The organism is Micromonospora maris AB-18-032, from assembly GCF_000204155.1.
Lineage (GTDB): Bacteria > Actinomycetota > Actinomycetes > Mycobacteriales > Micromonosporaceae > Micromonospora > Micromonospora gifhornensis.
Genome location: NC_015434.1, coordinates 5,552,080 through 5,578,079 on the forward strand (window position 1 = coordinate 5,552,080; position 26,000 = coordinate 5,578,079).

Below are 26,000 nucleotides of genomic sequence, written 5' to 3' on the forward strand. Positions count from 1 at the left end.
ACGCTACGGACGGTCAGCAGGCGCGGGGGCAGAGGGCGAGGAGTTCCGCGACGAACTCCGCCGGTCGCTCAAGGTGCGGGCTGTGCCCGCAGCCGGGCAGCGTCACCTCCCGGTAGCTGCCGCCCGCTGCGGCGTACCGGTCGAGGACGGCGCGGGTCTGGCCCACCATCGGCTGCGGCGGGCACTCCTGCGGCCCGGGCCAGCCGGGCAGCACACCCAGTGCGCCGAGCCGGGCCAGGTCGAACAGGGAGGCGTCCGAGACGATCACGTCGGCGTCGCCCCGGATCCAGGTCACCGGCGGTTTGGGCGTGACCGCCACCAACTCGTCGGCGATCCGGAAGTGTGCGGGCGCCAGGGCGTTGAGGGTGCCCCGGCGTCCCGGCGCGAATCCCGGCCAGTGTGGCGACGGCACGGCGTCGCCGGGATAGTTGTCAGTGCCCGTGGCGGTGGAGAGCAGGCTGTCGAGCAGCAGTTCCTCGTCGTCGCCGAGCGAGGCCGGGTCGGCCACGTACGCCGAGCGCAGCACGCTGCGCGGGCTGGCGGGTGCCGACGCGTCGCGTTCACCGGCCGCCAACCGCGCCACGAAGTCGCCGTTGGCCGTGCCACCGCCGGTGCCGGCGAAATCCGGGGTGGTCGGCGTACCGGCCAGGTCGCGGGTGCCACCGAAGCCGTACGGCGACACCGGTGCGGCCAGCAGCAGCCCACTCACCCGGTCGGGGTGGTCCACCAGCAGGCGCATCGCCACTCCCCCGCCGAGCGAGTGGCCGACCACCACCGGTCGGGCCCCGTCGGCGAAGATGCTCGGCTCGGCGAGCAGGGCGGCCACGTCGTCGGCGAAGTCCGCGAGGCCCCGCCCGGCGTCCACCGGCGCGGTCTGCGTGTCGCCGTACCCACGCAGATCCGGCGCGACGACCCGCAGCGTCTCCGGTAGCCGCCGGATCAGTGGCTCCCAGAAGGCCGCCGAGGAGCAGTTGCCGTGGATCAGCAGCACCGGCACCCCCGTGGCGGGGCCGGCCACCCGGACGGCCTGGGAGATTCCGTTCGCGCTCACCCTGCGGTGCTCGGTCTTCATTCGCGCGATGCTGGCAAGCCGCGCCGCACCCGTCAATGTGCCCGGACCCCACCGGTGGGCAGCACCAGCGTGGTGCGCCGTTCCTGCCGGGGCACGCCGAAGCTCAGGCCCACCGGGTCGGTCCGGGCCAGTGCGGGGTCGAAGAAACGCAGCTCGGTACGGCCGATCAGGATCATGTCGCCGTCGGTGAGGCAGACCGGCCCGGTGGTGCGCAGCCCGTTGACCCAGGTGCCGTTGGTGGAGCCGAGATCCAGCAGGGAAACCCCGTCACCGGCCAGCCGGATCTCCGCGTGTCGACGACTCATGTGCGGATCGTGCACGACGATGTCCGCCGCCGTGTCCCGGCCGATCACCATCGGCTGAGCACGCAGCCGGAAACTGAGCCCGCGCATCGGGCCGGCGGCCACCGTCAGCATCGGCAGCAGTTGCGGATGTTGCTCCATGGACCGTCAGACCTCCACGCTCTGCGCCATCCCCGGCCCAGCCTGCCATCACCTACCGGTCACCTCCACCGCCCATCCGGCCATCGAGCAGTAACCAGCAAGCCACCTTCCGTTCGCCACTTCCACGAAGACCGCCCGTTCGCCCGGCCGGTGCCGTGGCGCGCCACCCGTACGCGCGCCCTACCGATGAGTAGGTTTCAGGTTTAGACTTCCGGCCATGACGGCTGTGCATCTGCCCGGCACCCCCGTGATCGAGGGCGATCACCTGGTCTCGACCAGCCCGGCAACAGGTGACGAGGCCGGACGGCTTCCGCTCGCCACCGTCGCCGCCGTCGAGCAGGCCGTCGAGCGGGCCCGTGCGGCCGGCCGCTGGTGGGCCGGGCTCGGCTTCGACGCACGACGCGACCGGCTGCTGCGTTGGCGACAACTGCTCGCCCAACGGATGGAGCAACTGGCGGAGCTGGTGCACGTCGAGGGTGGCAAGCCGGTCGCCGACGCGATCGTCGAGATCGTCACCGCGGTGGAACACGTCGACTGGGCGGCCCGTAACGCCCGCCGGGTGCTCGGCCCCCGCAAGGTCCGGTCCCGGCTCGTCCTGGCGGAGTTCTCCGCCCACCTGGAGTACCAGCCGCACGGCGTGATCGGCGTGATCGGCCCCTGGAACTATCCGGTCTTCACCCCGATCGGCTCCGCCGCGTACGCGATGGCCGCCGGCAACGCGGTGGTCTTCAAGCCCAGCGAGTACACGCCGCTCGTCGGGCAGTGGCTGGTCGACACCTTCGCCGAGGTGGTACCGGAGCAGCCCGTCTTCACCGCCGTCCACGGGCTCGGCGACATCGGTGCCGCGCTGTGCCGCAGCGGGGTCGACAAGGTGGCCTTCACCGGCTCCACGGCGACCGCGAAGAAGGTCATGGCGGCCTGCGCCGAGACCCTGACCCCGGTGCTGCTGGAGGCCGGCGGCAAGGACGCGATGATCGTGGACGTCGACGCCGACCTGGACGCCGCCGCCGAGGCGTGCGTCTGGGGCGCGATGACCAACGCCGGGCAGACCTGCATCGGCATCGAGCGGGTCTACGCGGTGGAGCCGGTCTTCGACGCCTTCGTGGCGAAGGTGGTCGAACGCGCCGGCCGGCTGACCGTCGGCGCCGACGGCGCGGACGTCGGGCCGATCACCATGCCGAGCCAGCTCGACGTCATCCGCCGGCACATCACCGACGCGCTGGCCCGGGGCGGACGCGCCGCACTGGGCGGCCCGGATTCGGTCCAGCCGCCGTACGCCCATCCGACGGTGCTGGTGGACGTGCCGGAGGACTCGCTCGCCGTACGCGAGGAGACCTTCGGGCCCACCGTGACCATCAACCGGGTCCGCGACGCCGACGAGGCGCTCGCCCGGGCCAACGCCCTGCCGTACGGTCTCGGGGGTTCGGTCTTCGGCGAGCGACGGGCGGTGGCGATCGCCCGTCGCCTGCGCTCCGGCATGGCCTCGATCAACTCGACGCTGACCTTCGCCGGGATGTCCACCCTGCCGTTCGGCGGAGTCGGCGAGTCGGGCTTCGGCCGCATCCACGGCGAGGACGGGCTGCGGGAGTTCGGCCGGGCCAAGGCGATCACCCGCCGGCGGGCCCGCTCGCTGCTGCCGTCCACCACCTTCGAGCGGACCCAGGCCGACGTCGACCGCCTGGTCAAAGCGGTGAAGCTGCTGTACGCCCGAAAGCCCTAGCAGCGGGAAGCCCTGTACGCCCGGAAGCCCCGGAAACCGGCAGCCCTAGAAGAGGGTCAGCTCGTCGCGTTCGATGCCGCGCAGCCGGTCGTAGTTCACCGCGACGCAGCGGATCCCCCGGTCCGTGGCGAGCACCCGGGCCTGCGGCTTGATCTCCTGTGCGGCGAAGACCCCGGCCACCGGGGCGAGCAGCGGATCCCGGTTGAGCAGTTCGAGGTAGCGGGTGAGCTGCTCCACCCCGTCGATCTCGCCGCGCCGCTTGACCTCGACGGCGACGGTGCCGCCGTTGGCGTCCCGGCAGAGCAGGTCCACCGGGCCGATCGCGGTCATGTACTCCCGACGGATCAGCGTGAAGCCCTCGCCCAGGGTCTCCGGGTTGGCGGCCAGCAACTCCTGCAGGTGCGCCTCGACACCGTCCTTACGCAGCCCCGGGTCGACGCCCAGCTCGTAGGAGGTGTCCTGGAAGACCTCCTCCAGGGTGATCCGCAACTCCTCCCCGGCCTTGTTGACCACCCGCCACACGCCGGGAGCCTCCTCCAGCCGGCAGGGCGGGCTCATCCAGTTCAAGGGCTTGTAGGCCCGGTCGTCGGCGTGGATCGAGACCGATCCGTCCGCCTTGACCATCAGCAGCCGGGTGGCCGGCGGCAGGTGGGCCGAGAGCCGTCCGACATAGTCCACCGAGCACTTCGCAATCACCAACCGCACCCGACGAGGGTAGCGGAGGCACCGCGGATCGCCGCCGAGCGCCACTGGCGTGCCGGTGCGATGCTGAGATGGTGCTCGAATTGCTCACCGGTACCGGACTGGCCGCCTCGGCGGGGTTGAACGCGTACATCCCGCTGCTGCTGATGGGCGGGCTGGCCCGCTACACCAGCGTGATCGACCTGCCCGGCGGCTGGCAGTGGCTGGGTAACGGTTGGGTGCTCGCGATCCTCGCCGCGCTGCTGGTCGTCGAGGTCGTCGCGGACAAGGTGCCGGTGGTGGACCACGTCAACGACGTGGTGCAGACGGTGGTCCGGCCGACGGCGGGCGGCCTGGCCTTCGGTGCCGGCTCGGCCGCCGAGACGGTGACGGTCAGCGATCCCGACAGCTTCTTCGCCAGTGGGGGTCAGTGGTTGCCGGTGCTGGCCGGGGTGATCATCGCCCTTGGCATCCACCTGCTCAAGTCCGCCGCCCGGCCGGTCATCAACGCGGCCACGGCGGGCGTCGGTGCCCCGGTGGCGAGCACCGCCGAGGACGCCACAAGCGTGGTGATGTCCCTCGTCGCGATCATCCTGCCGGTGCTGGTGCTGGTGTTCCTGGTCGCCCTCGCGCTCTTCCTGCCCTGGTTCCTGCGCCGTCGAGCGGAGCGCCGCCGGGAACGCCGGGCCGCCCGCGAGGCCGGCTTCCGCGTCTGACCTGGGCGGCCGACCTGAGCGTACGCGCTGCCCCTCCGACCCGCCCCCGGCGCTGCCGGGCCGGATGATGTCGGCCGCCGGGCGCGGTTGACATCATCCTCCGGTGTCCGTGAAGACTTCCCGCGTTCCGCTCGTGGCGACGCTCGCCGCCGTCGCCGGTGCCCTCACCCTGCTGGCCGTCCTGAACCCGCTGCGCCAGCCCGACGGCGCCGACCTCGGGCCGCAGTCCTCGGGCGCGAGGTTCGTCGAGACGGAGGTGGGTGCCGGTGACCGGCCCGAGGTGTCGGCGACACCGTCGAGCATGTCGCCCACCCCGCCGGCCGGGACGCTGCCCGGCGCGACTCGGACCGACGCGCTGCCTCCGGTGGTCGACCACGGCCCACGCCGGGGCAACAAGGTGGCGCTGACCTTCGACGCGGACATGACCGACGCGATGCGACGGCAGATGCGCGGCGGTGCCGGCACGTCGTACGCCAATCTGAAGATCATCGACCGGTTGGAGCGCGACGGTGTCCCGGCCACCTTCTTCCTCACCGGCATGTGGGTGGAGCAGTACCCGGACGTGACCCGGCGGCTGGCCGCCAACCCGAGGTTCGAGTTGGCCAACCACACCTACGGGCACCATGCCTTCACCGCGGACTGCTACGGACTGCCCCGCATCGCCCCCCGGAAGATGACCGCCGACGTCGCCCGTACCTTCGATCTCGTCAGCGCATACGGCGGTCGACAGACCCGGTACTTCCGGTTCCCCGGGCTCTGCCACGACCGTGCGGCGCTTACCGCACTCGCCCCGCTCGGCCTCACCGTCGTCGACGGCGACGTGGTCAGCGGGGACCCGTTCGCCACGGCCTGGCAGCCGATCGTGCGGGCCGTGCTGGACCAGGTACGCCCCGGCTCGGTGATCGTCCTGCACGTGACCGAGGCCAACGCGCCGATGACCGACGAGGCGCTGCCGCACATCCTGGCGGGTCTCGCCGAACGAGGTCTCGAACCGGCCCTGCTCTCCGAGGTGCTCGCCACGGGCTAGGGCGGTGGCCGGATCCCGCGAACCGGGCCGCGCAGATCCCCCAGATGCCTAAAATCAGGCAAATACCTAGAGGAGGTCGCGATGACCGCAGCCTTGGAAATGCCGCGCGTCCAGGAGTGCGTGGTGGCCGCCTGTGCGTACAACCACACAAACGACTGCCACGCCTTCGCCATCACGATCGGCAGCATGGACCACGCCCACTGCCACACGTTCATCGAGATGCCGACCATCCGGGCCGGCGCGGACGGCCAGAAGGCGCAGGTGGGCGCCTGCAAGCGAGCCGACTGCCAACACAACGAACAGTTGGAGTGCCAGGCACCCGCGATCCGGGTCGGCCCCGACGCCGACATGGCCGACTGCATGACCTACACCCGCCGCTGAGCGGTAAGGAAGGGCCCCTTGTTAACGCCTCAGGTAGAGGAAGGGGCCCTTATTAACACCGGCGTGGCGGGAACCACCACCCCCGCGGCAGCTGAGCTACCGGTGCAGGTCGCACACTTGACGTCATGAGTGACGACGTGGCGATCCACGTCCGGGGACTGCGCAAGGCGTACGGCGACAATGTCGCGGTGGCCGGGTTGGACCTGGACGTTCACCGGGGCGAGGTGTTCGCCCTGCTGGGGCCGAACGGTGCCGGCAAGAGCACCACCGTGGAAATCCTCGAAGGCTACCGGCACCGCGACGCCGGTGAGGTGCGGGTGCTCGGCGTCGACCCGACCGCAGCCTCCCCGCAGTGGCGGGCCCGGGTCGGCATCGTGCTCCAGGGCACCGGTGAATTCGACGAGCTGACCGTCGCCGAGGTGGTACGCCATTTCGCCGCCTTCTACCCCGACGCCGACGACCCGGACAAGGTGATCGCCCGCGTCGGCCTGGCCGGCAAGGCCCGCGCTCGTACGCACACCCTCTCCGGCGGGCAGAAACGCCGCCTGGACGTCGCGCTGGGCATCATCGGCCGCCCCGAACTGCTCTTCCTCGACGAGCCGACCACCGGTTTCGACCCGGAGGCCCGCCGCGAGTTCTGGGAGCTGATCCGCGACCTCGCCGCGGCCGGCACCACGATCGTGCTCACCACGCACTATCTCGACGAGGCCGAAGCGCTCGCCGACCGGGTCGGCGTCATCACCGGCGGCCGACTGGTCGAGGTGGCCCCACCCACCAGCCTGGGCAACCGGCAGGAGGCCCTGGCCACGGTCTCCTGGCGTACGCCGGAAGGCACCCTGGAGAGCGCGCAGAGCGCGACGCCGACGGCGCTGGTGGCGGAGTTGGCCGCGCGATTCGGCGGCGAGGTGCCCGGTCTGACCGTCACCCGGCCCACCCTCGAAGACATCTACCTGCGGATGATCGGACACCGATGACCACCACGACGAAGCCGGCGGCCCCGGTCGCCGCCGCCGCGCCCGCCCGCCGGCCGGGGCCGGCCAGTCTCGCCCTGCGTCAGGGACGGATGGAGATCCGGCAGTTCCTGCGCAGCCGGGAGTCCGTGGTCTTCACGCTCGGTTTCCCGATCATCATGGTGCTGATCTTCGCGTCGATCTTCGACGGCGATCTCGGCAACGGGGTGAGCTACACGCAGTACTTCATCACCGGCATGATCGCGACCGGTCTGATGACTGTCAGCTTCCAGAACCTCGGCATCTGGATCCCCATCGAGCGGGACCGGGGCGTGCTCAAGCGCTACCGGGGCACGCCGATGCCGAAGTGGGTCTGGTTCGCCGGCAAGGTGATCATGGTGCTGGTGACCGGCGTGGTGATGACCGCGCTGCTGCTCGGCGTCTCGGTGGCCCTGTTCGACCTGGATCTGCCGAGCACCGCCTCGGCGTGGCTCACCTTCGGTTGGGTCAGCGCGCTGGGCATCACCGCCTGCACCCTGTGCGGCATCGCCATCTCGTCGCTGGCCCGTACCGCGCGCAGCGGCTCGGCGGTGGTCACTCCGATCGCCCTGGTGCTCCAGTTCATCTCCGGGGTGTTCTTCGTCTTCACCAACCTGCCGACCTGGATGCAGCAGGTGGCGGCCATCTTCCCGCTCAAGTGGATGTGCCAGGGGTTGCGCGCGGTCTTCCTGCCGGAGAGCTTCGGCGCCAACGAGCCGGGCGGGTCCTTCGAGCTGACCCGGGTCGCGCTGGTGCTGGGCCTGTGGTGCGTGATCGGCCTGGTGCTCTGCCTGACCACCTTCCGCTGGACCACCCGCCGCGACGGCTGACGGGTGCAAGGAAGGGCACCCTCAGTACGAGTAGAAGCCCTGGCCGGACTTGCGGCCCAGGTCCCCGGCGGTGGCCATGCGCTGGAGCAGTTCCGGCGGGAAGAACTTCTCATCGGCGGTGTCGGTGTAGATGTTGCGGGTCGCGTTGAGCAGCACGTCGACACCGGTCAGGTCGACGGTGGCGAGCGGCCCCATGGCGTGGCCGAAGCCGAGCTTGCAGGCGGTGTCCAGGTCCTCGGCGGAGATGACCCCGGCCTCGACCAGCCGGACCGCCTCCATGGCCAGGGCGCAGATGAGTCGGGTGGTGACGAAGCCGGCGATGTCCCGGTTGACCACCACCACGGTCTTGCCGATCTCCTCGGCGAAGGACTTGACCGCCTCCAGGGTCGCGTCGCTGGTCTTGTAGCCACGGACCAGTTCGCAGAGCTTCATCATCGGCACCGGCGAGAAGAAGTGGGTGCCGACGACCGCCTCGGGACGCTCGGTGACCGCCGCGATCTGGGTCACCGGGATGGCCGAGGTGTTGGTGGCCAGGATCGCGTCCGATTTGCAGATCCGGTCGAGCGCGCGGAACACCTCGTGCTTGATCTCCAACTGCTCGAAGACCGCCTCGACGACGATGTCCGCGTCCGCCGCCGCCTCCAGGTCGGTGGTCGGGGTGATCCGGCCGAGCGTCGCCTCGACCTCGTCGGCGGAGATCTTCCCCTTCTCCGCGAACCGGGTCAGCGACTTGCGGATGCCGTCCACGCCGCGCTGCGTCGCCGCGTCGTCCAGATCCCGCAGTGTCACCTGCCAGCCTGCCTGCGCCGCCACCTGGGCGATGCCCGAGCCCATCAGCCCGGCACCGACGACCGCGAGTCGACCCGCCATCTGTTGCTCCCTCGCTGCGATTCGAGTGTCTGTCTGCACCCTAGTCGGCGAGCCTGAACGACGGCTAAGGCGGCTCAGATGGTCAGTTCCGGTTCCTCCGGCGCGGTGGCCCGCTCGACCTCGATGCCGAGCGCCCGCAGGTCGGCCACGAAGTCGGGATAGCCCCGGTCCACGTGGTGCACGTGGGACACCTCGGTCACCCCGTCGGCACAGAGCCCGGCGATGATCAGTCCCGCGCCGGCACGGATGTCGGTGGCGCGTACCGGGGCGCCGGAGAGCCGCTCGCGGCCGCGTACGACCGCGTGGTGCCCGTCGGTCTTGATGTCCGCGCCGAGACGCATCATCTCGTTGGCGAACATGAACCGGCCGTCGAAGATGTTCTCGGTGATCAGCGAGGCGCCGTCGCTGAGCGCGGCCAGGCCGATCGCCATCGGCAGCAGGTCGGTGGCGAAGCCCGGATAGGGCAGGGTCACCACGTCCACCGCCCGGGGCCGCTCCTCCATCCGTACCCGGAAGGCGTTCGCCCGGGTCTCGACCAGGCCGCCGGCCGCGACCACCTTGTCCAGCGCGATCTCCAGGTAGCTCGGGTCGAGGCCGGTCACGGTGACGTCGCCGCGGGTCATCGCGGCCCCGAAGGCCCAGGTGCCGGCGACGATCCGGTCCCCCACCGTCGCGTGCCGCACCGGCTGCAACCGGGGTACGCCGACCACCGTGATGGTGGACGTGCCCTCGCCCTCGATCAGCGCGCCCATCCGGATGAGCATGGTGCAGATGTCCACGATCTCGGGTTCGCGGGCCGCGTTGTCGATCACCGTGGTGCCGTCGGCCAGCACCGCCGCCATGACGAGGTTCTCGGTCGCCCCGACACTGGGAAACTCCAGCGTGATCTCCGCGCCGTGCAGTCCCTGCGGCGCCGAGGCGATCACGAAGCCGTGCTCACCGGAGATGTCGGCACCCATCCGGGTCAGTCCGGAGATGTGCATGTCCAGCCCACGCGAACCGATCGCGTCGCCGCCCGGATGCGCCACCCGCACGTAACCTCGCCGCGCCAGCAGCGGGCCGAGCACGCAGATCGACGCGCGGAGCCGACGCACCAGGTCGTAGTCGGCCTCGACCCCCGGCTGCTCCGGCACGTCGATGGTCACCGAACGGGAGCGCGGCGCCCCGCCGACCGCGACCATCGGGTCCACCGGGTCGTCCACGTCGAACCGCACGTCGCAGCCGAGCCGGCGCAGCACCTCCCCCATGATGGCGATGTCGGTGATCCGCGGCACGTTGGTGATCACGCTTCGGCCGGGCGCGAGCAACGCGGCGGCCATCAGCTTCAACGCCGAGTTCTTCGCACCGACCACGTGCACCGTGCCGGCGAGTCGGGCCGCCCCGTTGACCCGGATGACATCGACGTCGGATATCGCCGGGTCACCCGCGTCACCCGGTCCCACCCCGGCGGACCAGCCCGTACCCGGCTGCGGGCGGGTCGGGATGGTCAGGTCCGGTATCCGTAGGCTGTGCGTCATGGCCGTCCACCTCACGCGCATCTACACCAAGGCCGGCGACGCCGGCATGACCAGGTTGAGCAACAACGAGCAGGTGTCGAAGACAGACCCGCGGATCTGCGCGTACGCCGATGTCGACGAGTGCAATGCGGCCATCGGCGTGGCACTGGCCCTGGGACAGCTCGACGACGCCCTGCGCCCGGTGCTCGGGCAGATCCAGAACGACCTGTTCGACGTGGGCGCCGATCTGTCCACCCCGGTCGAACCGGACCCCAAGTATCCGCCGCTGCGGGTCACCGAGGGGTACGTCGAGCGCCTTGAGGGCTGGTGCGACGAGTACAACGCGCGCCTGAGCAACCTCGACTCCTTCATCCTCCCCGGCGGCACCGCGGGCGCGGCACTGCTGCACGTGGCGCGGACGATCGCCCGGCGCGCCGAGCGGTCGGCGTGGGCGCTCGTCGCACACGACCCCGACCGGACCAGCCACCTCCCGGCAAAGTATCTCAACCGGCTGTCGGATCTGCTCTTTATCCTGTCAAGAGCGGCAAATCCGGACGGAGACGTGCTATGGGTCCCCGGCGGAGGCCGGTGACGCTCGGTGCCCTGCACCACGTGGAGGTCTGGGTACCCGACCTGGGCGCAGCAATGCACAGCTGGGGCTGGCTGCTCGGGAAACTGGGTTGGACACCGTTCCAGCAGTGGCCGGCCGGCCACTCCTGGCGGCTCGGCCCGACGTACCTCGTCCTTGAGCAGTCGCCCGCGCTCTCCGGTCGACGCCACGACCGGCTCGCGCCCGGCCTGAACCACCTGGCCTTTCACGCCGGTCCACCCGCCGCGGTGGACCGGCTTGTCGAGCAGGCCCCGGCGTACGGCTGGGAACTGCTCTTCCCCGACCGCCACCCGTACGCCGGTGGCGCCGACACCTACGCCGCGTACCTGTCCGACGGGCAGGGTTACGAGGTGGAACTGGTGGCCTCCGACGGCGCATCTCCGTCGTCCTGAGCGGTCACCGGGTCGGCCGGGAGCAGGACGGTGGTGAACAACCGCCGTGTCCGGCCCGGCCCCGGCCCGAGCGCCGCGTACTCGGCGAACAGCTCACGCATCCGGGTGATGAACTCGACCAGCTCGGCGTCGGTGGCGTAGAAGGCGTTCTGCCGATAGCCGGCCAGGTCACGGGCCAGGTCACCACCACCGCTGTCGAGGTAGCTGTCGAAGTCGGCGAGGAGCCCGGCGATGAAGGTGAGGAAGGCCCGCCGGTGCTGTTCCGGGGTCATCCCGCGGATCGTGTCGGCGTCCACCGCAGCCGCCGCCTCGTCCAACTGGTAGCTGCGCTCGATCGCACCCCGGATGCGCCGCTCCCCGACCGACCGCAGGACCCCGTGACCGGTGAGGGTGGCGACCTGCCGGTACAGCGTCGCCGGGGCCACGTCCGCCAGTTCGGCGCGCAGGTCCGTGGTAGTCAGCGTCCGGCCGCCCAGAAATGCCTGGACGATCCGCATCCGTACCGGATGAAGCAGCAGCTCAGCAGTGTCGAGGGCCACACGCGCCTCCCCATCGTTCTCGCCTCTGATAATGTTCTCGCTGACGAGATTATAGCGAGCATGAAGGAGCGCCGATGGCCACCATCGACCTCACCCCCGACTCGATCCGCATCCGGCTCACCCCCGCCGAGAAGCTGTGGGCGCTCCGGGGCGACGTCACCGTTCCGCGCTCCGCCGTAACCGCCGTCACCGTACAGCCCGACGGCCTGCGCGCCCCCCGAGGCATCCGGGCACCCGGCCTCGGCCTGCCCGGCGCCCGCAAGGTCGGCACCTGGCGCGGCCGGGCCGGCAAGGAGTTCGTCAGCGTCCGCGCCAACCAACCGGCCGTGCGCATCACCCTGACCGGCCAGCGGTACGACGCCCTGGTCATCGGTGCCGACGACGCAACTGCCGTGGCGGAGGCGGTACGCCGGTGAGCACCGACCGGGAACTGACGTTCCACTCCGCCGGTCACCGCCTGGTCGGCACCCTCACCCTGCCGGACGGTCCGGGGCCCCACCCCACCGCACTGCTGCTGCCCGGTTCCGGGCCGCTGAACCGCGACGGCGACCACCGCCGGATGCGCATCGGCATCCAACGGGACCTGGCCGCCGCGTTGGCCGCCGCAGGCATCGCCACGCTGCGGTACGACCGGCGCGGGATCGGCGAGAGCTCCGGCGGGTTCTGGCCCACCGGGTTCCACGACAACGTCGACGACGCCCAGGCGGCCCTCGCCGCACTCGACGCCGACGCGAGCGTGGACAGCCGGGCGCTGTTCCTGGTCGGGCACAGCGAGGGAGCACTGACCGCCACCACGCTCGCCGCGCGTGGCGTGACCACCGCCGGGCTGGTCCTGCTCTCCAGCAGTGCCCGGCTCGGTGCCGAGGTGCTGCGCTGGCAGACAGCCCAGATCCTGCCCACCCTGCCCGCCCCGGTACGCCTGCTACTGCGGCTCATGCGTCTGAACCTGGTGGCCAGGGTGTCCCGCAACCACGAGAAGATCCTGGCCACCACCGCCGACGTGACACGGATCGGCGGGCAGCGGATCAACGCGAAGTGGATGCGGGAGTTCCTGCGGTACGACCCACGGCCCGACCTCGCCCGCATCAACGCGCCGATCCTCGCCGTCACCGGCAGCAAGGACCTCCAGGTCGACCCGGCCGACCTGACGCTCATCGCCGAGCACGCCGGCGGGCCGGTGCAGACCCGGCTCCTGCCGGACGTCACCCACGTGCTGCGACACCAGCCCGGCCCGCCGTCGCTGGGGGCGTACCGCCGGGAGATTCGCAACCCGGTCGATCCCGCCGTCACCGGCGCGGTCGTCGACTGGCTCCGCGCCCGTGTCGTTGAGCTGACCTGATGTGAAGACGCCGAAAGCCGGCACCCGCTCTCGGGTGCCGGCTTTCCGTGTTGGTCTACCGGTCAGCCGTTCCGGTGTTGGCCTGGTTCTTCGGCCAGCTGTTCCGGTCGTGATCAACGAGGCGTGCAACGGTAGGGCGGGTGGGCGGTGGCGGTGGCGGTGGCGGTGGCGGTCTGGAGGGCGCCACGCCCAGGCGGCTCCGCCACTTGTCCCACGCAGACGTGGCCCCATCCTCGCCGAGACCCGCACGTGACTACACCGGGCCTGCACGGCACGCACAGGCCGTCAGACGCCGAACTGGCCGGCCCCCGGAGTACGGGGTCCGGCCAGTCGGCGTTGGTTCTCACCACAGGGGTACGGGTCAGCTGTTCCAGTACTTGGCGACCAGGTCAGCAGCCTGCTGCTCCCACTGGGCGTAGTGATCCGGGTACGCCGACACCTGCACCGTCTGCGCGGCCTTGGTCAACGGCATGTCCTGCCAACCATCAACCTGCTTCAGACCCTTCAGGAAGGCGGTCGTGGAGTACTCGGGGTCGGTGATCTGCTCCACCGTGCCCCAACCACTGGACGGACGCTGCTGGAACAAGCCCTGCGAGTCATGGTCGTTCCGGTCACCCAGGTGGCCCAGGTTCTCCAACTTCGACTCCTGCAACGCGGTAGCGATCGACACGACCGCGGCACGCTCATCCATACCAGCCTTCTTCGTCGCCGCGATGATCGCCTTCGTGTTCGCCACCTGCTCACCGTTCAGATCGATACGCGACTGCGCACCCTGCACACCATGCGGAATCAACTTGCCCGCATCCGGCTTCTCAGCCTGCACCACGACGGGGGTGGTCCTCACCGGAGCGGCATCCGCGTGAGCCGCCACCGGACCGGCGAACACACCACCGGCGAAAGCCAGACCAGCAACACCCAGCACGCTCTTACGGAAGATCGAGTTCATCACCAAGCTCCATTCGGGGGTAGACACACACCACGGGGGACAGGTGCATGCAAACGCCGTCAGGCGCTCAAAAAAGGGGGGAAGGTTCACCGGCTCACACGCGGGGCCGGGACCCATCGCGGGGCCCCGGGGGGACACCTTCGCGGCGCCGGGACCATGTACAACGACCGACCACCCACCATCATTCCCGGGGGCCGGGCCAACCACGAAGCCATCTGGCCTGCTCCGGGGGGCCTTCATCGGCCGGTCAGACATGCACAACGACCCGCCGGCCACCACCATTCCCGAGGGCTGACCATCCACCTCCCGGAGGTCGGCCACTCACGGAGCCATCCGCTCGGCACCGCAGCCTTCGTCAGCCGGTCAGGTACGTCCAACGACCCGCTGGCCGCCATCACTCCCCGGACGCCCGCACGCCAGACCGGGACATACCACGCACCGCCCGCGGCGGCGACGGCGGGCACGCACCGTTTCGCCGAAACGGCGGGGTCCAGCGCGGTGGGATACCGCCATCTCGCCGTAACGGTGTCGATCATCGCGCGCCGGGCACACCCCCACGGCCATCGCTGCGCCAACTTCAGCGCCAAACACCCCAAGACGGGCAAAGTAACAAACAAATCCCGCCCGAGGTCCGGACAGCCCAACGCCAGGACAGTCCAAGGCCAGGACGACCCGACGCCAAGACGACTCAAGGCCAAGACAGCCCAAGGCCAAGACAGCCCAAGGCCAAGACGACCCAAGGCCAGGACAGCACGACAGCTGACGGCCGCGCGGGCGGTCGATCGAGGTCAGGCGACGAGCCGGCCTGCCGACGGGCCAAACGCGGCACACCGTCCACAGGTAGCCAGAACAAACAGGCTAAGTCCACCCCGTGGCCAGACTGCGCCCGACGGCCCTTCAGGCAGTCCAGGTCAGGCGGCGGGCCAGTCCTGCTGAGGGGCCAGACGTGGCGAGACCGCCCCCGGAGGAGCGGCCTCGAGCCAGGAAAGGAATCCGGTGAGGGTGGATCGTGCCATGGCGATCTCGACCGGAGCGTGTCGACTCGTACAGCGGAGAATGACCCAGTCCGCCGGCATGGCCAGTCGTTCCTGGCCCTCCGGCAACCGCCGTCGCTCCACGCTCAGCCCGTCGCGGGAGAGCACCCGCTTGGGGCGTACTGCGAAACTGACCATCCGGTACCAGCGGAGTTCGTCGCCGACGAACCTGCCGAAGCCGGGCGACCAGCCGCGGCCGTCGAGCATGGTGGAGGTCCGGACGCTGAGCCGGATGATGCCTCCGCTTCTGGTGACCACTGCCCGCCGGATGAAGAGGAACAGAATCGCGCCGACAATCACGGCGAAGCCGATTCCGATCCCTTCCACGATCTCCATCGGCGGGTCGGCTCAGTTACCCGAAGCGGCGGAGGCCGGGGTGGCGCTCTCGGCGAGCACGGTGACGCCCTGCCCGCTCACGGAGAGGAAGCCGCCGGACACCTCGTAGGCGACCTGCTCGCCACCGGGGAGCTTGATGCGTACCTGGCCGGGCTCGGCGAGCTGGCCGAGCAGAGGCGCGTGCCCCGGCAGCACACCCAGCTCACCTTCGGTCGTCCGGGCCATGACCATCTCGGCCTTGCCGGACCAGACCTTCTCCTCTACGGCCACGAGCTGGACGTTGAGCTGCTCTGCCACGCTGTCTCCTTGCTGAGGCGGATTGGGGAAAGTCTAGTAGCGTCCCGGAGTTGTTCTTCACGCGGGTACCGAGAGCTGCACCACTCCTCAGCCCTTGTTGACCAGCTTGGGATGTTCGAGCAGGAACGGATCGAGCAGTTCACGCTCCAGCGCGACGAAGAAGTCGTCCACCTCGGGCTCGAAACGCTCGCCGACGTAGCCACCCCTGTTGTTGAAGATGCCTCCACCCGGCAGCTTGATCATCTGGATGTTGCCGGGCCGGATGTCCTTGAGCGCCAACGCGAAGTCGACCACGCTGTGCCCCCGACCGCTGAAGATCAGCGACTCACCGGCCGCCCGCAGCACCCGGTCCAGCTTGACCGGGTTGGTCACCACGTCGGCGCTGAACGCCTGGCCGGCCATCGCCTTGACGAACTGCTGCTGGTGCCGCTGCCGGCCGTAGTCGCCGTCCGGCACGCCGTTCTCCGGGTACCGCTGACGGACGTAGTCCAGCGCCTGCCAGCCGCTCAGGTGCTGCTTGCCCTTCGGGTAGACCGCCTGCGGCCCGATGTAGCCCTCGCCGTTGGGGTTGCCCTTACGGTGCTTGCCGTTCGGCTCGCGGTGCTCGGAGCGGACCTCCCGCTCGATGTTCATGGTGACGCCGCCCATGGCGTCGACGATCTTCTGGAAGCCGGAGAAGTTGATGATCGCTCCGGCGTCGAAGCGCTTGATCCCGGTCACGTTCTGCACGGTGGTGGCGAGCAGTTCGAAGCCACGCGCCGCATCCGGCTTGCCGCCTCCGGGCACCCGGCTGCCGAAGGACATCGCGTCGTTCAGCTTGGACGTGCTGCCGTTGAAGCCCGCCTTGGGGTACGCCGGGATCTCGACGTAGAGGTCGCGGGGCAGCGAGAAGAGGTACGCCCGGTCCAGTTCCTTCGGCACGTGCAGGACCATGATCGCATCGGCCAGCGGTGCGGTCCTGTCGTTTCGCGGGTCGATGCCGACCAGCAGGATGTTGAGCGGCCCCTTGATGTCGCTCTTGCGTTCGCTGGCACCGGCCGCCTGGTCGCCGAAGAGGTCGGCCTTGCCGATGGCACCCTCGTAGCGGGCCATCAACGCCTCGGCACCCACAAGGGACGTGCCACTGAGCATCATCAGCACCACGCCGAAGATGGTGCAGAACCTGGCCCAGACCGGGACACCGCGCCAGATCGACGGTCGCCCACCACGCTTGCCGCGTCTGCCGGCCTTACCCACGAGCATCTCCGTTCGTCGCGTCCCCGCAGGGGATACGGGTCCGCACATCCGAATGGTTGAACACAGTCACCGCTCATCGGCGCATGAGCGTGGAGTAGACGGTATCTCGCGGAGGTCGTGATCGCCGACCACGGAAAACCGGGCAGCGGCGATGGTACGTGCCAAAGATGAACGAAAGGCCGCCCCGGGGTTAACCGGGACGGCCTGTCTCGTTCATGCGATCTGACCGAAGGGTCAGCCCTTCATCAGCTCGGCGGCCTTCTTCTCCAGGTCGTCGAGCCCACCGCACATGAAGAACGCCTGCTCGGGGAAGTGGTCGTACTCGCCCTCGCTGATCTTCCGGAACGCCTCGATGGTCTCCTTGATCGGGACCGTCGAGCCCGGCACGCCGGTGAACTGCTCCGCCGCGTAGGTGTTCTGCGACAGGAAGCGCTCGATCCGCCGGGCCCGCTGGACCGTGATCTTGTCTTCCTCGGAGAGCTCCTCGATGCCGAGGATGGCGATGATGTCCTGCAGGTCCTTGTACCGCTGGAGGATCCGCTTGACCTCGCTGGCCACCTGGAAGTGCTCCTGGCCGACGAACTCGGGCGCGAGGATCCGCGACGAGGACGCCAGCGGGTCCACCGCCGGGTAGATGCCCTTGTCGGAGATCGACCGCTCAAGGTTGGTGGTCGCGTCCAGGTGGGCGAAGGTGGTCGCCGGGGCGGGGTCGGTGTAGTCGTCCGCCGGCACGTAGATCGCCTGCATCGAGGTGATGGCCTGGCCCCGGACGGAGGTGATCCGCTCCTGGAGCTCGCCCATCTCGTCGGCCAGGGTCGGCTGGTAACCCACCGCGCTGGGCATCCGGCCCAGCAGGGTGGAGACCTCGGAGCCGGCCTGGGTGAAGCGGAAGATGTTGTCGATGAAGAGCAGCACCTCCTGCTTCTTCACGTCCCGGAAGTACTCTGCCATGGTCAGCGCGGACAGAGCGACCCGCAGCCGGGTGCCCGGCGGCTCGTCCATCTGGCCGTAGACCAGCGCGGTCTTGTCGATGACGCCGGAGTCGGTCATCTCGTGGATGAGGTCGTTGCCCTCACGGGTGCGCTCACCCACGCCGGCGAAGACCGAGGTACCACCGAAGTTACGGGCAACTCGGGTGATCATCTCCTGGATGAGCACCGTCTTGCCCACGCCGGCACCGCCGAACAGGCCGATCTTGCCACCCTTGACGTACGGGGCGAGCAGGTCGATGACCTTGATGCCGGTCTCCAGCATCTCGGTCTTCGGCTCCAGGTCCGCGAAGGCCGGGGCCTTGCGGTGGATGCCCCAGTGGTCGTCAGCCTGGATGGTCTCGCCCTCGGTGAGGTTGAGGCACTCGCCGATCGCGTTGAAGACGTGGCCCTTGACCGCGTCGCCGACCGGCACCCGGATCGGGAAGCCGGTGTCGCTCACCTCGGCACCCCGGACCAGACCGTCGGTGGGCTGCATCGAGATCGCGCGGACCAGGTTGTCACCCAGGTGCTGGGCGACCTCCAGGGTCAGCGTCTTCTCGCCGCCGGAGAGGGTCACGTTCACGTGCAGGGCGTTGAACAGGTCCGGCATGGCGTCGCGCGGGAACTCGGCGTCGACGACCGGGCCAATGACCCGGACCACGCGACCGGTGGCCGTCTTGGTCTCTACTGGGGCAGTCATCACACTTCACTTCCCGACGCGGCCAGCGCGTTAGCGCCGCCGACGATCTCACTGATCTCCTGGGTGATCCCGGCCTGGCGGGCCGAGTTCATCTCACGCGTGTACTTGTCGATCATCTCTTCGGCGTTGTCGGTGGCACTCTTCATCGCCCGCCGACGGGCCGCCGACTCGCTGGCCGCCGACTCCAGCAACGCCGCGTAGATCCGCGTGTTGATGTACTTCGGCAGCAACGCGTCGAGCAGTGCCTCCGGGTCCGGTTCGAAGTCGTAGTCCGGCAGTACGCCGGGCGCCGCCTCCGAGCGGGGCCGCTCCTCGACCTGGAGCGGGCCGATGATCCGGGTGACCGGGTTCTGGGTCATCAACGACTTGAACTCGGTGTAGACGATGTGCAACTCGTCCACCCCGCGTACGCCGTCGGGACCCGGGCCGCCGTCCTCGTCGTCCGCACCGGCGACGAACGCCTTGATCAGCGTCTCACCGACCTCGCGGGCGTCGGCGAAGGACGGCTGCTCCGAGAAGCCCGTCCAGTTGGCCTCGATCGGCCGGTTGCGGAAGCGGTAGAACGAGACACCCTTGCGACCGATGACGTAGAGCACCGGCTCCTTGCCGTCGGCCTGCAACCGGGCGATCAGCGACTCCGCCGTCCGGATGGCGTTGGAGCTGTAACCGCCGGCCAGACCCCGGTCGGCGGTTACCAGCAGCACGCCCGCCCGCCGCACCCGCTCGCGCGGGGTCAGCATCGGGTGGTCGATCCGCGCGTTGGACGCCAGCGCCGTGAGCACGCCGGTGATGGCGCGGGCGTACGGCAGGGACGCCTCCACCCGGGCCTGGGCCTTGGCGATCCGGCTCGTCGCCACGAGCTCCATCGCCTTGGTGATCTTCTTCATCCCCTTCGCCGAGCGAATGCGTTGACGAAGAACACGTACCTGCGCCGCCATGGCCCGACCCTAACGCTTCTCGGCCGGAGCACCGCCGCTGTAGCGGGTGACCGTCTCGTGCTCGGACTCGCCCTCCAGCGGCTCCGCCGGCGCCTCGTTGACCGTGCGCTCGTCCTCGCGGCCGAGGAAGCCCTTCTTGAACTCCGTCACCGCAGCGTCGAGGGCGGCGATGATCTCGTCGTCCCACTTGTTGTCGGCGATCGCCTGGAGCGTGGCGTTGTGCTTGCGCCGCAGGTACTCCAGGAACTGGGTCTCGAAGCGCCGCACGTCACCGACCGGGATGTCGTCCAGCTTGCCCTCGGTACCGGCCCAGACCGAGACGACCTCGTCCTGCACCGGGTACGGCGAGTAGTTCGGCTGCTTGAGCAGCTCGACCAGACGGGCACCACGGTCCAGCTGAGCGCGGGAGGCCTTGTCCAGGTCCGAGGCGAAGGCCGCGAAGGCCTCCAGCTCACGGAACTGGGCGAGGTTCAGCCGCAGCGAACCGGAGACCTTCTTCATCGGCTTCATCTGCGCGGCGCCACCGACCCGGGAGACCGAGGTACCGACGTTGATGGCCGGCCGGACGCCCTGGTTGAACAGGTCGGTCTCCAGGAAGATCTGGCCGTCGGTGATCGAGATGACGTTGGTCGGGATGAAGGCCGAGATGTCGTTGGCCTTCGTCTCGATGATCGGCAGGCCGGTCATCGAGCCGCCGCCCATCTCGTCGGAGAGCTTCGCGCAGCGCTCCAGCAGCCGCGAGTGCAGGTAGAAGACGTCACCCGGGTACGCCTCACGGCCCGGCGGGCGACGCAGCAGCAGCGACACGGCCCGGTACGCCTCGGCCTGCTTGCTCAGGTCGTCGAAGACGATCAGAACGTGCTTGCCGCCGTACATCCAGTGCTGCCCGATGGACGAGCCGGTGTACGGAGCGAGGTACTTGAAGCCCGCCGGGTCGGACGCCGGGGAGGCGACGATGGTGGTGTACTCCATCGCGCCCGCCTCCTCCAGCTGCCCCTTGATGGAGGCGATGGTGGAGGCCTTCTGGCCGATGGCGACGTAGATGCAGCGGACCTGCTTCTTCGGGTCGCCGGTGGCCCAGTTCTCGCGCTGGTTGAGGATGGTGTCCAGGGCGACCGTGGTCTTGCCGGTCTTCCGGTCGCCGATGATCAGCTGCCGCTGGCCCCGACCGATCGGGGTCATCGCGTCGATGGCCTTGATGCCGGTCTGCATCGGCTCGAAGACGGACTGCCGGGCCATCACGTTCGGAGCCTGGAGCTCCAACTCGCGGTAGCCCTCGTCGGCGATCTCGCCGAGGCCGTCGATCGGCTGGCCGAGCGCGTTGACCACGCGGCCGAGGAAGGCGTCGCCGACCGGCACGGACAGCACCCGGCCGGTGCGCTTGACGCGCTGCCCCTCCTCAAGCCCGGAGTAGTCGCCGAGGACGACGACACCGATCTCCCGGACGTCGAGGTTCAGCGCCACGCCGAGCGTGCCGTCCTCGAACTCCAGCAGCTCGTTGGTCATGGTCGAGGGCAGGCCCTCGACGTGGGCGATGCCGTCGCCGGTGTCGGCGACGGTGCCGACCTCCTCACGGGAGACGTCGGGCGAGTAGGAGGAGACGTAGCGCTCAAGCGCGCCGCGGATCTCCTCCGTCGAGATGGTCAGCTCGGCCATCCTCTGCTTCCTTAAGTATCAGGGGCCCGGGATACCTAGTACCGACCGGTCCTCGGGTCGACTGTCGTTTCCGGGCGCTTCGCGGGGTGCTGGTCAGCGCTTCGCGAGCGCGTTACGGGTCTCGTTGAGGCGGCGCAGGATCGTCCCGTCGTACAGGTCCGAACCCACCCGGACGCTCGCTCCACCGAGGATCGCCGGGTCAACCGTAAGCTTCACGGCGACCGCGCGACCGTAGATGGCCGCGAGCCGGTCACTCAGCCGACGTTCCTCGTCCTCGCTGAGGGGTGCCGCGACGGTCACGTACGCGACCTGCCGGTCCCGCCGTTCCGCCGCCAACTCCACCAGCCGGGACAGCGCGGTGGAGAACGACCGGCCGCCGAAGCCGGCCAGGGCCGCCTCGACCAGTCGCACCGTCGCCGGGCGGGCCTTGCCCGTCAGGAGCATCCCGACCAGCTCGGCCCGTTGCGCCACCGGCGCGTTCGGGTCGGACAGGGCGTTGGACAGCTGCGGGTCCGCGGCGACCACCTGGCCGAAGCGGAACAGCTCGTCCTCGACCTCGCCCAGTTCGTCGGCCCGGTCGGCACTGCCCAGCAGGGCCTGCACGCCGAGGCGCTCGGCACCGTCGAGCAGCTCCGACGGCGCCGACCACCGGCCGGCGACAAGCGTGCCGAGCAGGTCGAGCGTGTCCGCGCCGACCTTGCCGGAGAGCACCGAGGTCAGCAGCCCGGTCCGATCCGCACCGGCACGGGCCGGGTCGGACAGTGCCCGGCGCAGCCGAACCTCCCGCCGCAGCAGGTCCGCCACGGCGAGCAGTTCGGCACCGGTGGCGGCGACCGCCGACGGCTCGGCGCGGGAGATGTACTCCTCCAACCGCGCCAGGGCGGTGGCGTAGGACTCCCGGCTGGCGGCCTGCATCAGCGGGCCCCCGCGCTCTCGAGGTCGGTGAGGAACCGCTCGACGGTGCCCTTGCGTCGGGCCTCGTCAGCGAGCGACTCGCCCACGATCCGGCTGGCCAGGTCGACCGCGAGGCCGCCGACCTCAGCGCGCAGCTCGCGCACGATGGTCTGCCGCTCCACGGCCAGCGACTCCCGGCCGGCGGCGATGATCCGGTCCGACTCTTCCCGGGCCTTGGCCAGGATTTCGGTACGGATCGACTCGGCGTCGGCGCGGGCGTCGTCCCGGATCTGCGCCGCCTCGGTACGCACCTCGGCGAGCTGGGCCCGGTACTGCTCCAGCAGCTGGTTCGCCTCGGCCTGAGCAGCCTCGGCACGCTTGAGGCCGCCCTCGATCGCGTCGACCCGCGCCTGGTACATCGTCTCCATGCGCGGCAGCACGAACTTCATCAGGACGAAGCAGAGCAGGGCGAACGCGATCGACCCGACGACAAGCTCCTGCCAGATCGGCACGAGCGGGTGGTGCTCCACGCCTTCAGCGGCGAGATTCATGTCAGACCTCCGGGTCGCGTCGGGCGAGGTGTCAGACTGCGAACGCGAGCACCAGGCCGAACAGGGCGAGCGCCTCGACCAGCGCGAAGCCCAGGACCAGCCAGGTGCGGTTGTAGCCGGCGGACTCCGGCTGGCGGGCGCTGGCCTGGATGTAGGCCGCGAAGACCAGGGCGACACCGATGCCGGGGCCGATGGCGGCGAGACCGTAACCGATGGTGTTGACGCTGCCCTCGATGGCGGCAATAACGTCCATTGCTGGTATTCCTCCTAGTAGACGCGTGATCCCTCACGCGTACGCGGTCGTACCGGAAGCTCTGGTCGGGCCGGGCGGCCCGCCGAAGTCTGTGGTCAGTGCTCGTCGGCGAGCGAGCTGCCGATGTAGTTGGCGGTCAGGGTGACGAAGACGTATGCCTGCAACAGCGCGACCAGCACCTCGAAGAAGGCCATCAGGATGGCCATCAGGAAGGCGGCGATCGACGAGACCTGGATGAACAGGTTGTCCGAGGCGAGCATCACGAAGCCGCCGACGGTGAACACCAGCAGGATCAGGTGGCCGGCGAACATGTTGGCGAAGAGTCGCACTGCCAGGGTGACCGGCCGGTTGATGAAGTTCTGCAGGAACTCGATCGGGATCAGCAGGAAGTGCATCGGCCACGGCACGCCCGGGATGATCAGGGTCTGCTTGAGGTAGCTACCCAGACCGTGCTTACGGACGCCGATGTAGAGGTACATCACGTAGGTGATCACAGCGAGCACGATCGGGAAGGCGATGTGCGAGTTCGGCGAGATCTGCAACCCAGGGACGATGCCGAAGAGGTTGGTCACCACGATGAAGCAGAACAACACCGTGAAGTAGGGCGCGAACCGGATGCCGTCCTTGCCCATCTGCTCGCGGGCGATGTTGTCCCGGACCAGGCCGTAGACGGACTCGGCCATCCACTGACCCTTGCTCGGCACGAGCTTCGGGTTCCGGTAGGTGGCCATGAAGAAGATGATCAGAAGCCCGACGGCCAGCCAGATCATCAGCGTGAACTTCGTGACCCACGGACCGGCGAGATCCGGCGGGTAGAAGTCTCCGACGCTGGGGGGCCAGGGAAGGCCCTCTGCGGCGACAAGCTGTCCGCTCACCGTGTCATCCTCCGCACTCGACAGACCCGCGCGTGCCGGCACTCAGGCACTGAGCCTCTTCATGATCAGGTAGATCGCTCCGGCTGCGCCGAGCATCATGCCAACGGCGATCCCGATGCCGGTCGGCAGTCCGAGGAATTCCCCCGCCAACCAGCCGAGGAATCCCCACACCACGATGCCGGCGAGCAGGTAACCAACGACGGATCCGGCTGCGCCTTCCGACGAGTGTTCGTCGGAGCTTTTGCGGTGAGGGTTGTCGGCCATGACGTGGCGAACACTATCAGCCGGGAGTTTCACGAGTGTGCGGCACCCCCCACACTGCGAGCAGCGTGCGGGCGTTGGGAGCCGGCGGGTCGAGCCTCGGGTAAGAGTACTCCTGTCCGGCCACCGGAACAGGACCACGAAACGCCCGGAGAGAACCAACCGTACGGTCAGTGGTCGACCGAACGGTCCACGGTGGGCAGCGGGGTGCGCAGCGCCCAGGTCAGGTGAGCCCCGGTCCATACCACCACGGCCGCGATGATGGCCACGCCCATATCCGGCAGTCCGGGCCAACCGGTGGCCGCGACCGCCGCCATCGCCACGCCCAGAATCACGATCTTCGTGGCGTACGTGATCAAGCCCACTGACATGATCAGCTTCGGGTGCACCGCGTCGGCCCAGGCCACCGAGAAGCTGGAGATCAGATAGCTGACGATCACCAGGGCGATGCCGGCGGCCACTCCGGCCGCGCTGGTCGGCCCGCGCAGCCAGGCCGCGACGGGCACCGCGACCACCGCCAGCGCGGCGCAGGCGAGCAGCGGCAGGCGCAGGTGCGGCAGCCGGGCCCGGATCGCACCCGGCTCCCCCGCCCGCGGCGCGGTCGTCGACAGGCCGGGCTCACCGGCACGCGGCGCGGTCATCGGGCGTACGCCGGGTGATCGGCGACCAGCTCGGCCACGTCGGCGGCGACCCCGGCCAGTACGTCCGCCCCGCCCGGAGCCGACGGATCAGCGCGTACCGCTCGGGCAATCAACTCCGCTACCTGCCGCATCTGTGGTTCGGTCATGCCCTGGGTGGTGACGCACGGGGTGCCCACCCGGATACCGGAGGCGACCATCGGCTTGTGCGGGTCGTACGGAATGGCGTTCTTGTTCAGCGTGATGGTCGCCGCGTCGCACCGCGCCTCGGCCTCGGCCCCGGTCACCCCGGTCTCCTGGAGGTCGATCAGCGCCAGGTGGGTGTCGGTGCCGCCGGAGACCGGGCGCATGCCCTCGGCGGCCAGCCCGTCGGCCAGCGCCTGAGCGTTTGCCACCACCTGGGCGGCGTAGCGCCGGTACTCCGGCTGGGCCGCCTCGTGCAGGGCGACCGCCTTGGCCGCGACGGCGTGCATCAGCGGGCCGCCCTGGGTGAACGGGAAGACCGCCTTGTCGATCCGCTCGGCCAGCGACTCCCGACAGAGGATCATGCCGCCGCGCGGTCCACGCAGCACCTTGTGCGTGGTGGCGCAGACCACGTCGGCGTACGGCACCGGTGAGGGCACGGCCTGCCCGGCGACCAGCCCGATGAAGTGCGCCGCGTCCACCATCAGGTACGCCCCGACCTCGTCGGCGATCTCCCGGAACAGCGCGAAGTCGATCAGTCGGGGGTACGCCGTCGCGCCACAGATGATCATCTTGGGCCGGTGGGTCAGGGCGAGGTCGCGTACCTCGTCGTAGTCGATCAGCTCGGTGTCCCGCCGGACGGTGTAGCCGACCGGTTGGAACCACTTGCCGGAGAAGTTGACCCGGCTGCCGTGGGTCAGGTGCCCACCGTGCGGCAACTCCATCGCCAGCACCGTGTCCCCCGGCTGCACCAGCGCGGCGTACGCGGCCAGGTTGGCGCTCGCCCCCGAGTGCGGCTGGAGGTTGGCGTGCTCGGCGCCGAAGAGGTCCTTCGCCCGGGCGATGCCGATCTCCTCGGCCCGGTCCACCTGGGCGCAACCACCGTAGTAACGCCGTCCCGGATAACCCTCGGCGTACTTGTTGGTCAGCGTGGAGCCCAGCGCGGCCAGCACCGCCGACGAGGTGAGGTTCTCACTGGCGATCAGTTGCAGGCCGGTACGCAGCCGGTCGAGTTCGCCGAGCACCACCTCCGCGATCTCGGGATCGCTGGTGCTCAGTTGCTCGAAATCCGGCCCCCAGAAGGTGCCTGTCGCGGTCTCCACAGCGCAAGAGTCTATTGGGCCGC

30 protein-coding genes are annotated in these 26,000 nt (G+C 69.7%); 10 read left to right on the top strand and 20 right to left on the bottom strand.

The features are described 5' to 3' along the window. Positions 1 to 13: 13 nt before the first annotated feature. Both VAB18032_RS24480 and VAB18032_RS24485 read right to left on the bottom strand, forming a co-directional pair. Positions 14 to 1,072, bottom strand: a complete 1,059-nt coding sequence (locus tag VAB18032_RS24480; RefSeq protein WP_013735614.1) for an alpha/beta fold hydrolase — start codon at positions 1,070 to 1,072, stop codon at positions 14 to 16. Positions 1,073 to 1,104: 32 nt separating this feature from the next. Continuing rightward, positions 1,105 to 1,515 carry an FHA domain-containing protein gene (locus tag VAB18032_RS24485; protein ID WP_013735615.1) on the bottom strand — a complete coding sequence of 137 codons (411 nt, stop codon included), beginning with the start codon at positions 1,513 to 1,515 and terminating at the stop codon, positions 1,105 to 1,107. 217 nt (positions 1,516 to 1,732) lie between these two features. On the opposite strand from VAB18032_RS24485, the gene VAB18032_RS24490 reads away from it, so the two are divergent. Beyond that, entirely contained in the window at positions 1,733 to 3,235 is a 1,503-nt protein-coding gene (locus VAB18032_RS24490; RefSeq protein ID WP_013735617.1) for an aldehyde dehydrogenase family protein, read from the top strand. A 45-nt stretch (positions 3,236 to 3,280) separates the two neighbouring features. Here VAB18032_RS24490 and nucS read toward each other — a convergent pair whose 3' ends face one another. Beyond that, a complete protein-coding gene (gene nucS / locus VAB18032_RS24495) occupies positions 3,281 to 3,940 on the bottom strand; it encodes an endonuclease NucS (protein ID WP_013735618.1) in 660 nt (219 codons plus the stop codon). A gap of 71 nt (positions 3,941 to 4,011) precedes the next feature. Here nucS and VAB18032_RS24500 point away from each other — a divergent pair, with 71 nt between their 5' ends. The 5 genes from VAB18032_RS24500 to VAB18032_RS24520 all read left to right on the top strand — a co-directional run bounded on the left by VAB18032_RS24500 (position 4,012) and on the right by VAB18032_RS24520 (position 7,859). Beyond that, entirely contained in the window at positions 4,012 to 4,632 is a 621-nt protein-coding gene (locus VAB18032_RS24500) for a DUF4126 domain-containing protein (protein ID WP_043725642.1), read from the top strand. Between the two features lie 103 nt (positions 4,633 to 4,735). Continuing rightward, positions 4,736 to 5,659, top strand: a complete 924-nt coding sequence (locus VAB18032_RS24505; RefSeq protein ID WP_232510856.1) for a polysaccharide deacetylase family protein — start codon at positions 4,736 to 4,738, stop codon at positions 5,657 to 5,659. An 81-nt stretch (positions 5,660 to 5,740) separates the two neighbouring features. Next, positions 5,741 to 6,040 (top strand): DUF1540 domain-containing protein, encoded by a 300-nt coding sequence (locus VAB18032_RS24510; protein WP_013735621.1) that lies wholly within the window; start codon positions 5,741 to 5,743, stop codon positions 6,038 to 6,040. 125 nt (positions 6,041 to 6,165) lie between these two features. Further along, on the top strand, positions 6,166 to 7,014 hold the full coding sequence (locus VAB18032_RS24515; RefSeq protein WP_013735622.1) for an ABC transporter ATP-binding protein: 849 nt from the start codon (positions 6,166 to 6,168) through the stop codon (positions 7,012 to 7,014). Then, positions 7,011 to 7,859 carry an ABC transporter permease gene (locus tag VAB18032_RS24520; RefSeq protein WP_013735623.1) on the top strand — a complete coding sequence of 283 codons (849 nt, stop codon included), beginning with the start codon at positions 7,011 to 7,013 and terminating at the stop codon, positions 7,857 to 7,859. The genes VAB18032_RS24515 and VAB18032_RS24520 overlap by 4 nt, the downstream gene beginning before the upstream one ends. Before the next feature lie 21 nt (positions 7,860 to 7,880). Here VAB18032_RS24520 and VAB18032_RS24525 read toward each other — a convergent pair whose 3' ends face one another. Beyond that, positions 7,881 to 8,729: a 3-hydroxyacyl-CoA dehydrogenase family protein gene (locus VAB18032_RS24525; protein WP_013735624.1), complete on the bottom strand. Its 849-nt coding sequence runs from the start codon at positions 8,727 to 8,729 to the stop codon at positions 7,881 to 7,883. Between the two features lie 74 nt (positions 8,730 to 8,803). Next, positions 8,804 to 10,246 carry a UDP-N-acetylglucosamine 1-carboxyvinyltransferase gene (murA, locus tag VAB18032_RS24530; RefSeq protein WP_013735625.1) on the bottom strand — a complete coding sequence of 481 codons (1,443 nt, stop codon included), beginning with the start codon at positions 10,244 to 10,246 and terminating at the stop codon, positions 8,804 to 8,806. On the opposite strand from murA, the gene VAB18032_RS24535 reads away from it, so the two are divergent. Continuing rightward, positions 10,245 to 10,817, top strand: coding sequence for a cob(I)yrinic acid a,c-diamide adenosyltransferase (locus VAB18032_RS24535; RefSeq protein ID WP_013735626.1), 573 nt, complete (start codon positions 10,245 to 10,247; stop codon positions 10,815 to 10,817). The genes murA and VAB18032_RS24535 overlap by 2 nt on opposite strands. Continuing rightward, entirely contained in the window at positions 10,793 to 11,227 is a 435-nt protein-coding gene (locus VAB18032_RS24540; protein ID WP_043721791.1) for a VOC family protein, read from the top strand. The genes VAB18032_RS24535 and VAB18032_RS24540 overlap by 25 nt, the downstream gene beginning before the upstream one ends. Here the strand turns inward: VAB18032_RS24540 and VAB18032_RS24545 are convergent. Continuing rightward, positions 11,179 to 11,766 carry a helix-turn-helix domain-containing protein gene (locus VAB18032_RS24545; RefSeq protein ID WP_013735628.1) on the bottom strand — a complete coding sequence of 196 codons (588 nt, stop codon included), beginning with the start codon at positions 11,764 to 11,766 and terminating at the stop codon, positions 11,179 to 11,181. The two genes, VAB18032_RS24540 and VAB18032_RS24545, sit on opposite strands and share 49 nt — an antisense overlap. A gap of 74 nt (positions 11,767 to 11,840) precedes the next feature. Here VAB18032_RS24545 and VAB18032_RS24550 point away from each other — a divergent pair, with 74 nt between their 5' ends. Continuing rightward, on the top strand, positions 11,841 to 12,182 hold the full coding sequence (locus VAB18032_RS24550) for a hypothetical protein (RefSeq protein WP_013735629.1): 342 nt from the start codon (positions 11,841 to 11,843) through the stop codon (positions 12,180 to 12,182). Further along, complete coding sequence (locus VAB18032_RS24555) at positions 12,179 to 13,105, top strand: alpha/beta hydrolase (RefSeq protein ID WP_013735630.1); 927 nt, start codon at positions 12,179 to 12,181, stop codon at positions 13,103 to 13,105. The genes VAB18032_RS24550 and VAB18032_RS24555 overlap by 4 nt, the downstream gene beginning before the upstream one ends. Positions 13,106 to 13,466: 361 nt before the next feature. On the opposite strand, the gene VAB18032_RS24560 is transcribed toward VAB18032_RS24555, so the two are convergent. The 14 genes from VAB18032_RS24560 to VAB18032_RS24625 form a co-directional block, all read right to left on the bottom strand. After that, positions 13,467 to 14,051: a hypothetical protein gene (locus tag VAB18032_RS24560; RefSeq protein WP_013735631.1), complete on the bottom strand. Its 585-nt coding sequence runs from the start codon at positions 14,049 to 14,051 to the stop codon at positions 13,467 to 13,469. Positions 14,052 to 14,962: 911 nt separating this feature from the next. Then, complete coding sequence (locus VAB18032_RS24565) at positions 14,963 to 15,421, bottom strand: DUF2550 domain-containing protein (RefSeq protein ID WP_013735632.1); 459 nt, start codon at positions 15,419 to 15,421, stop codon at positions 14,963 to 14,965. A gap of 12 nt (positions 15,422 to 15,433) precedes the next feature. Further along, positions 15,434 to 15,718: a F0F1 ATP synthase subunit epsilon gene (locus VAB18032_RS24570; protein WP_013735633.1), complete on the bottom strand. Its 285-nt coding sequence runs from the start codon at positions 15,716 to 15,718 to the stop codon at positions 15,434 to 15,436. Between the two features lie 87 nt (positions 15,719 to 15,805). After that, complete coding sequence (locus VAB18032_RS24575) at positions 15,806 to 16,960, bottom strand: LCP family protein (protein WP_013735634.1); 1,155 nt, start codon at positions 16,958 to 16,960, stop codon at positions 15,806 to 15,808. A gap of 228 nt (positions 16,961 to 17,188) precedes the next feature. Then, positions 17,189 to 18,625 carry a F0F1 ATP synthase subunit beta gene (gene atpD, locus VAB18032_RS24580; RefSeq protein ID WP_013735635.1) on the bottom strand — a complete coding sequence of 479 codons (1,437 nt, stop codon included), beginning with the start codon at positions 18,623 to 18,625 and terminating at the stop codon, positions 17,189 to 17,191. Then, on the bottom strand, positions 18,625 to 19,563 hold the full coding sequence (locus VAB18032_RS24585; RefSeq protein WP_043721794.1) for a F0F1 ATP synthase subunit gamma: 939 nt from the start codon (positions 19,561 to 19,563) through the stop codon (positions 18,625 to 18,627). The genes atpD and VAB18032_RS24585 overlap by 1 nt, the downstream gene beginning before the upstream one ends. 9 nt (positions 19,564 to 19,572) lie before the next feature. Continuing rightward, the gene (gene atpA / locus VAB18032_RS24590) at positions 19,573 to 21,219 is read right to left on the bottom strand and encodes a F0F1 ATP synthase subunit alpha (RefSeq protein ID WP_013735637.1); all 1,647 of its coding nucleotides are present in this window, start codon (positions 21,217 to 21,219) and stop codon (positions 19,573 to 19,575) included. Positions 21,220 to 21,312: 93 nt separating this feature from the next. Then, complete coding sequence (locus tag VAB18032_RS24595; RefSeq protein WP_013735638.1) at positions 21,313 to 22,134, bottom strand: F0F1 ATP synthase subunit delta; 822 nt, start codon at positions 22,132 to 22,134, stop codon at positions 21,313 to 21,315. Further along, the gene (locus tag VAB18032_RS24600) at positions 22,134 to 22,664 is read right to left on the bottom strand and encodes a F0F1 ATP synthase subunit B (protein ID WP_013735639.1); all 531 of its coding nucleotides are present in this window, start codon (positions 22,662 to 22,664) and stop codon (positions 22,134 to 22,136) included. The genes VAB18032_RS24595 and VAB18032_RS24600 overlap by 1 nt, the downstream gene beginning before the upstream one ends. 31 nt (positions 22,665 to 22,695) lie before the next feature. Beyond that, positions 22,696 to 22,917, bottom strand: coding sequence for an ATP synthase F0 subunit C (gene atpE, locus VAB18032_RS24605; RefSeq protein WP_013735640.1), 222 nt, complete (start codon positions 22,915 to 22,917; stop codon positions 22,696 to 22,698). A 95-nt stretch (positions 22,918 to 23,012) separates the two neighbouring features. Next, on the bottom strand, positions 23,013 to 23,834 hold the full coding sequence (gene atpB / locus VAB18032_RS24610) for a F0F1 ATP synthase subunit A (protein WP_081476197.1): 822 nt from the start codon (positions 23,832 to 23,834) through the stop codon (positions 23,013 to 23,015). Beyond that, on the bottom strand, positions 23,835 to 24,056 hold the full coding sequence (locus VAB18032_RS24615) for a hypothetical protein (protein ID WP_013735642.1): 222 nt from the start codon (positions 24,054 to 24,056) through the stop codon (positions 23,835 to 23,837). 167 nt (positions 24,057 to 24,223) lie between these two features. Further along, entirely contained in the window at positions 24,224 to 24,694 is a 471-nt protein-coding gene (locus tag VAB18032_RS24620) for a hypothetical protein (RefSeq protein ID WP_013735643.1), read from the bottom strand. Continuing rightward, positions 24,691 to 25,977: a serine hydroxymethyltransferase gene (locus VAB18032_RS24625; protein WP_013735644.1), complete on the bottom strand. Its 1,287-nt coding sequence runs from the start codon at positions 25,975 to 25,977 to the stop codon at positions 24,691 to 24,693. Before VAB18032_RS24625 ends, VAB18032_RS24620 begins: the two co-directional genes overlap by 4 nt. Positions 25,978 to 26,000: the final 23 nt, after the last annotated feature.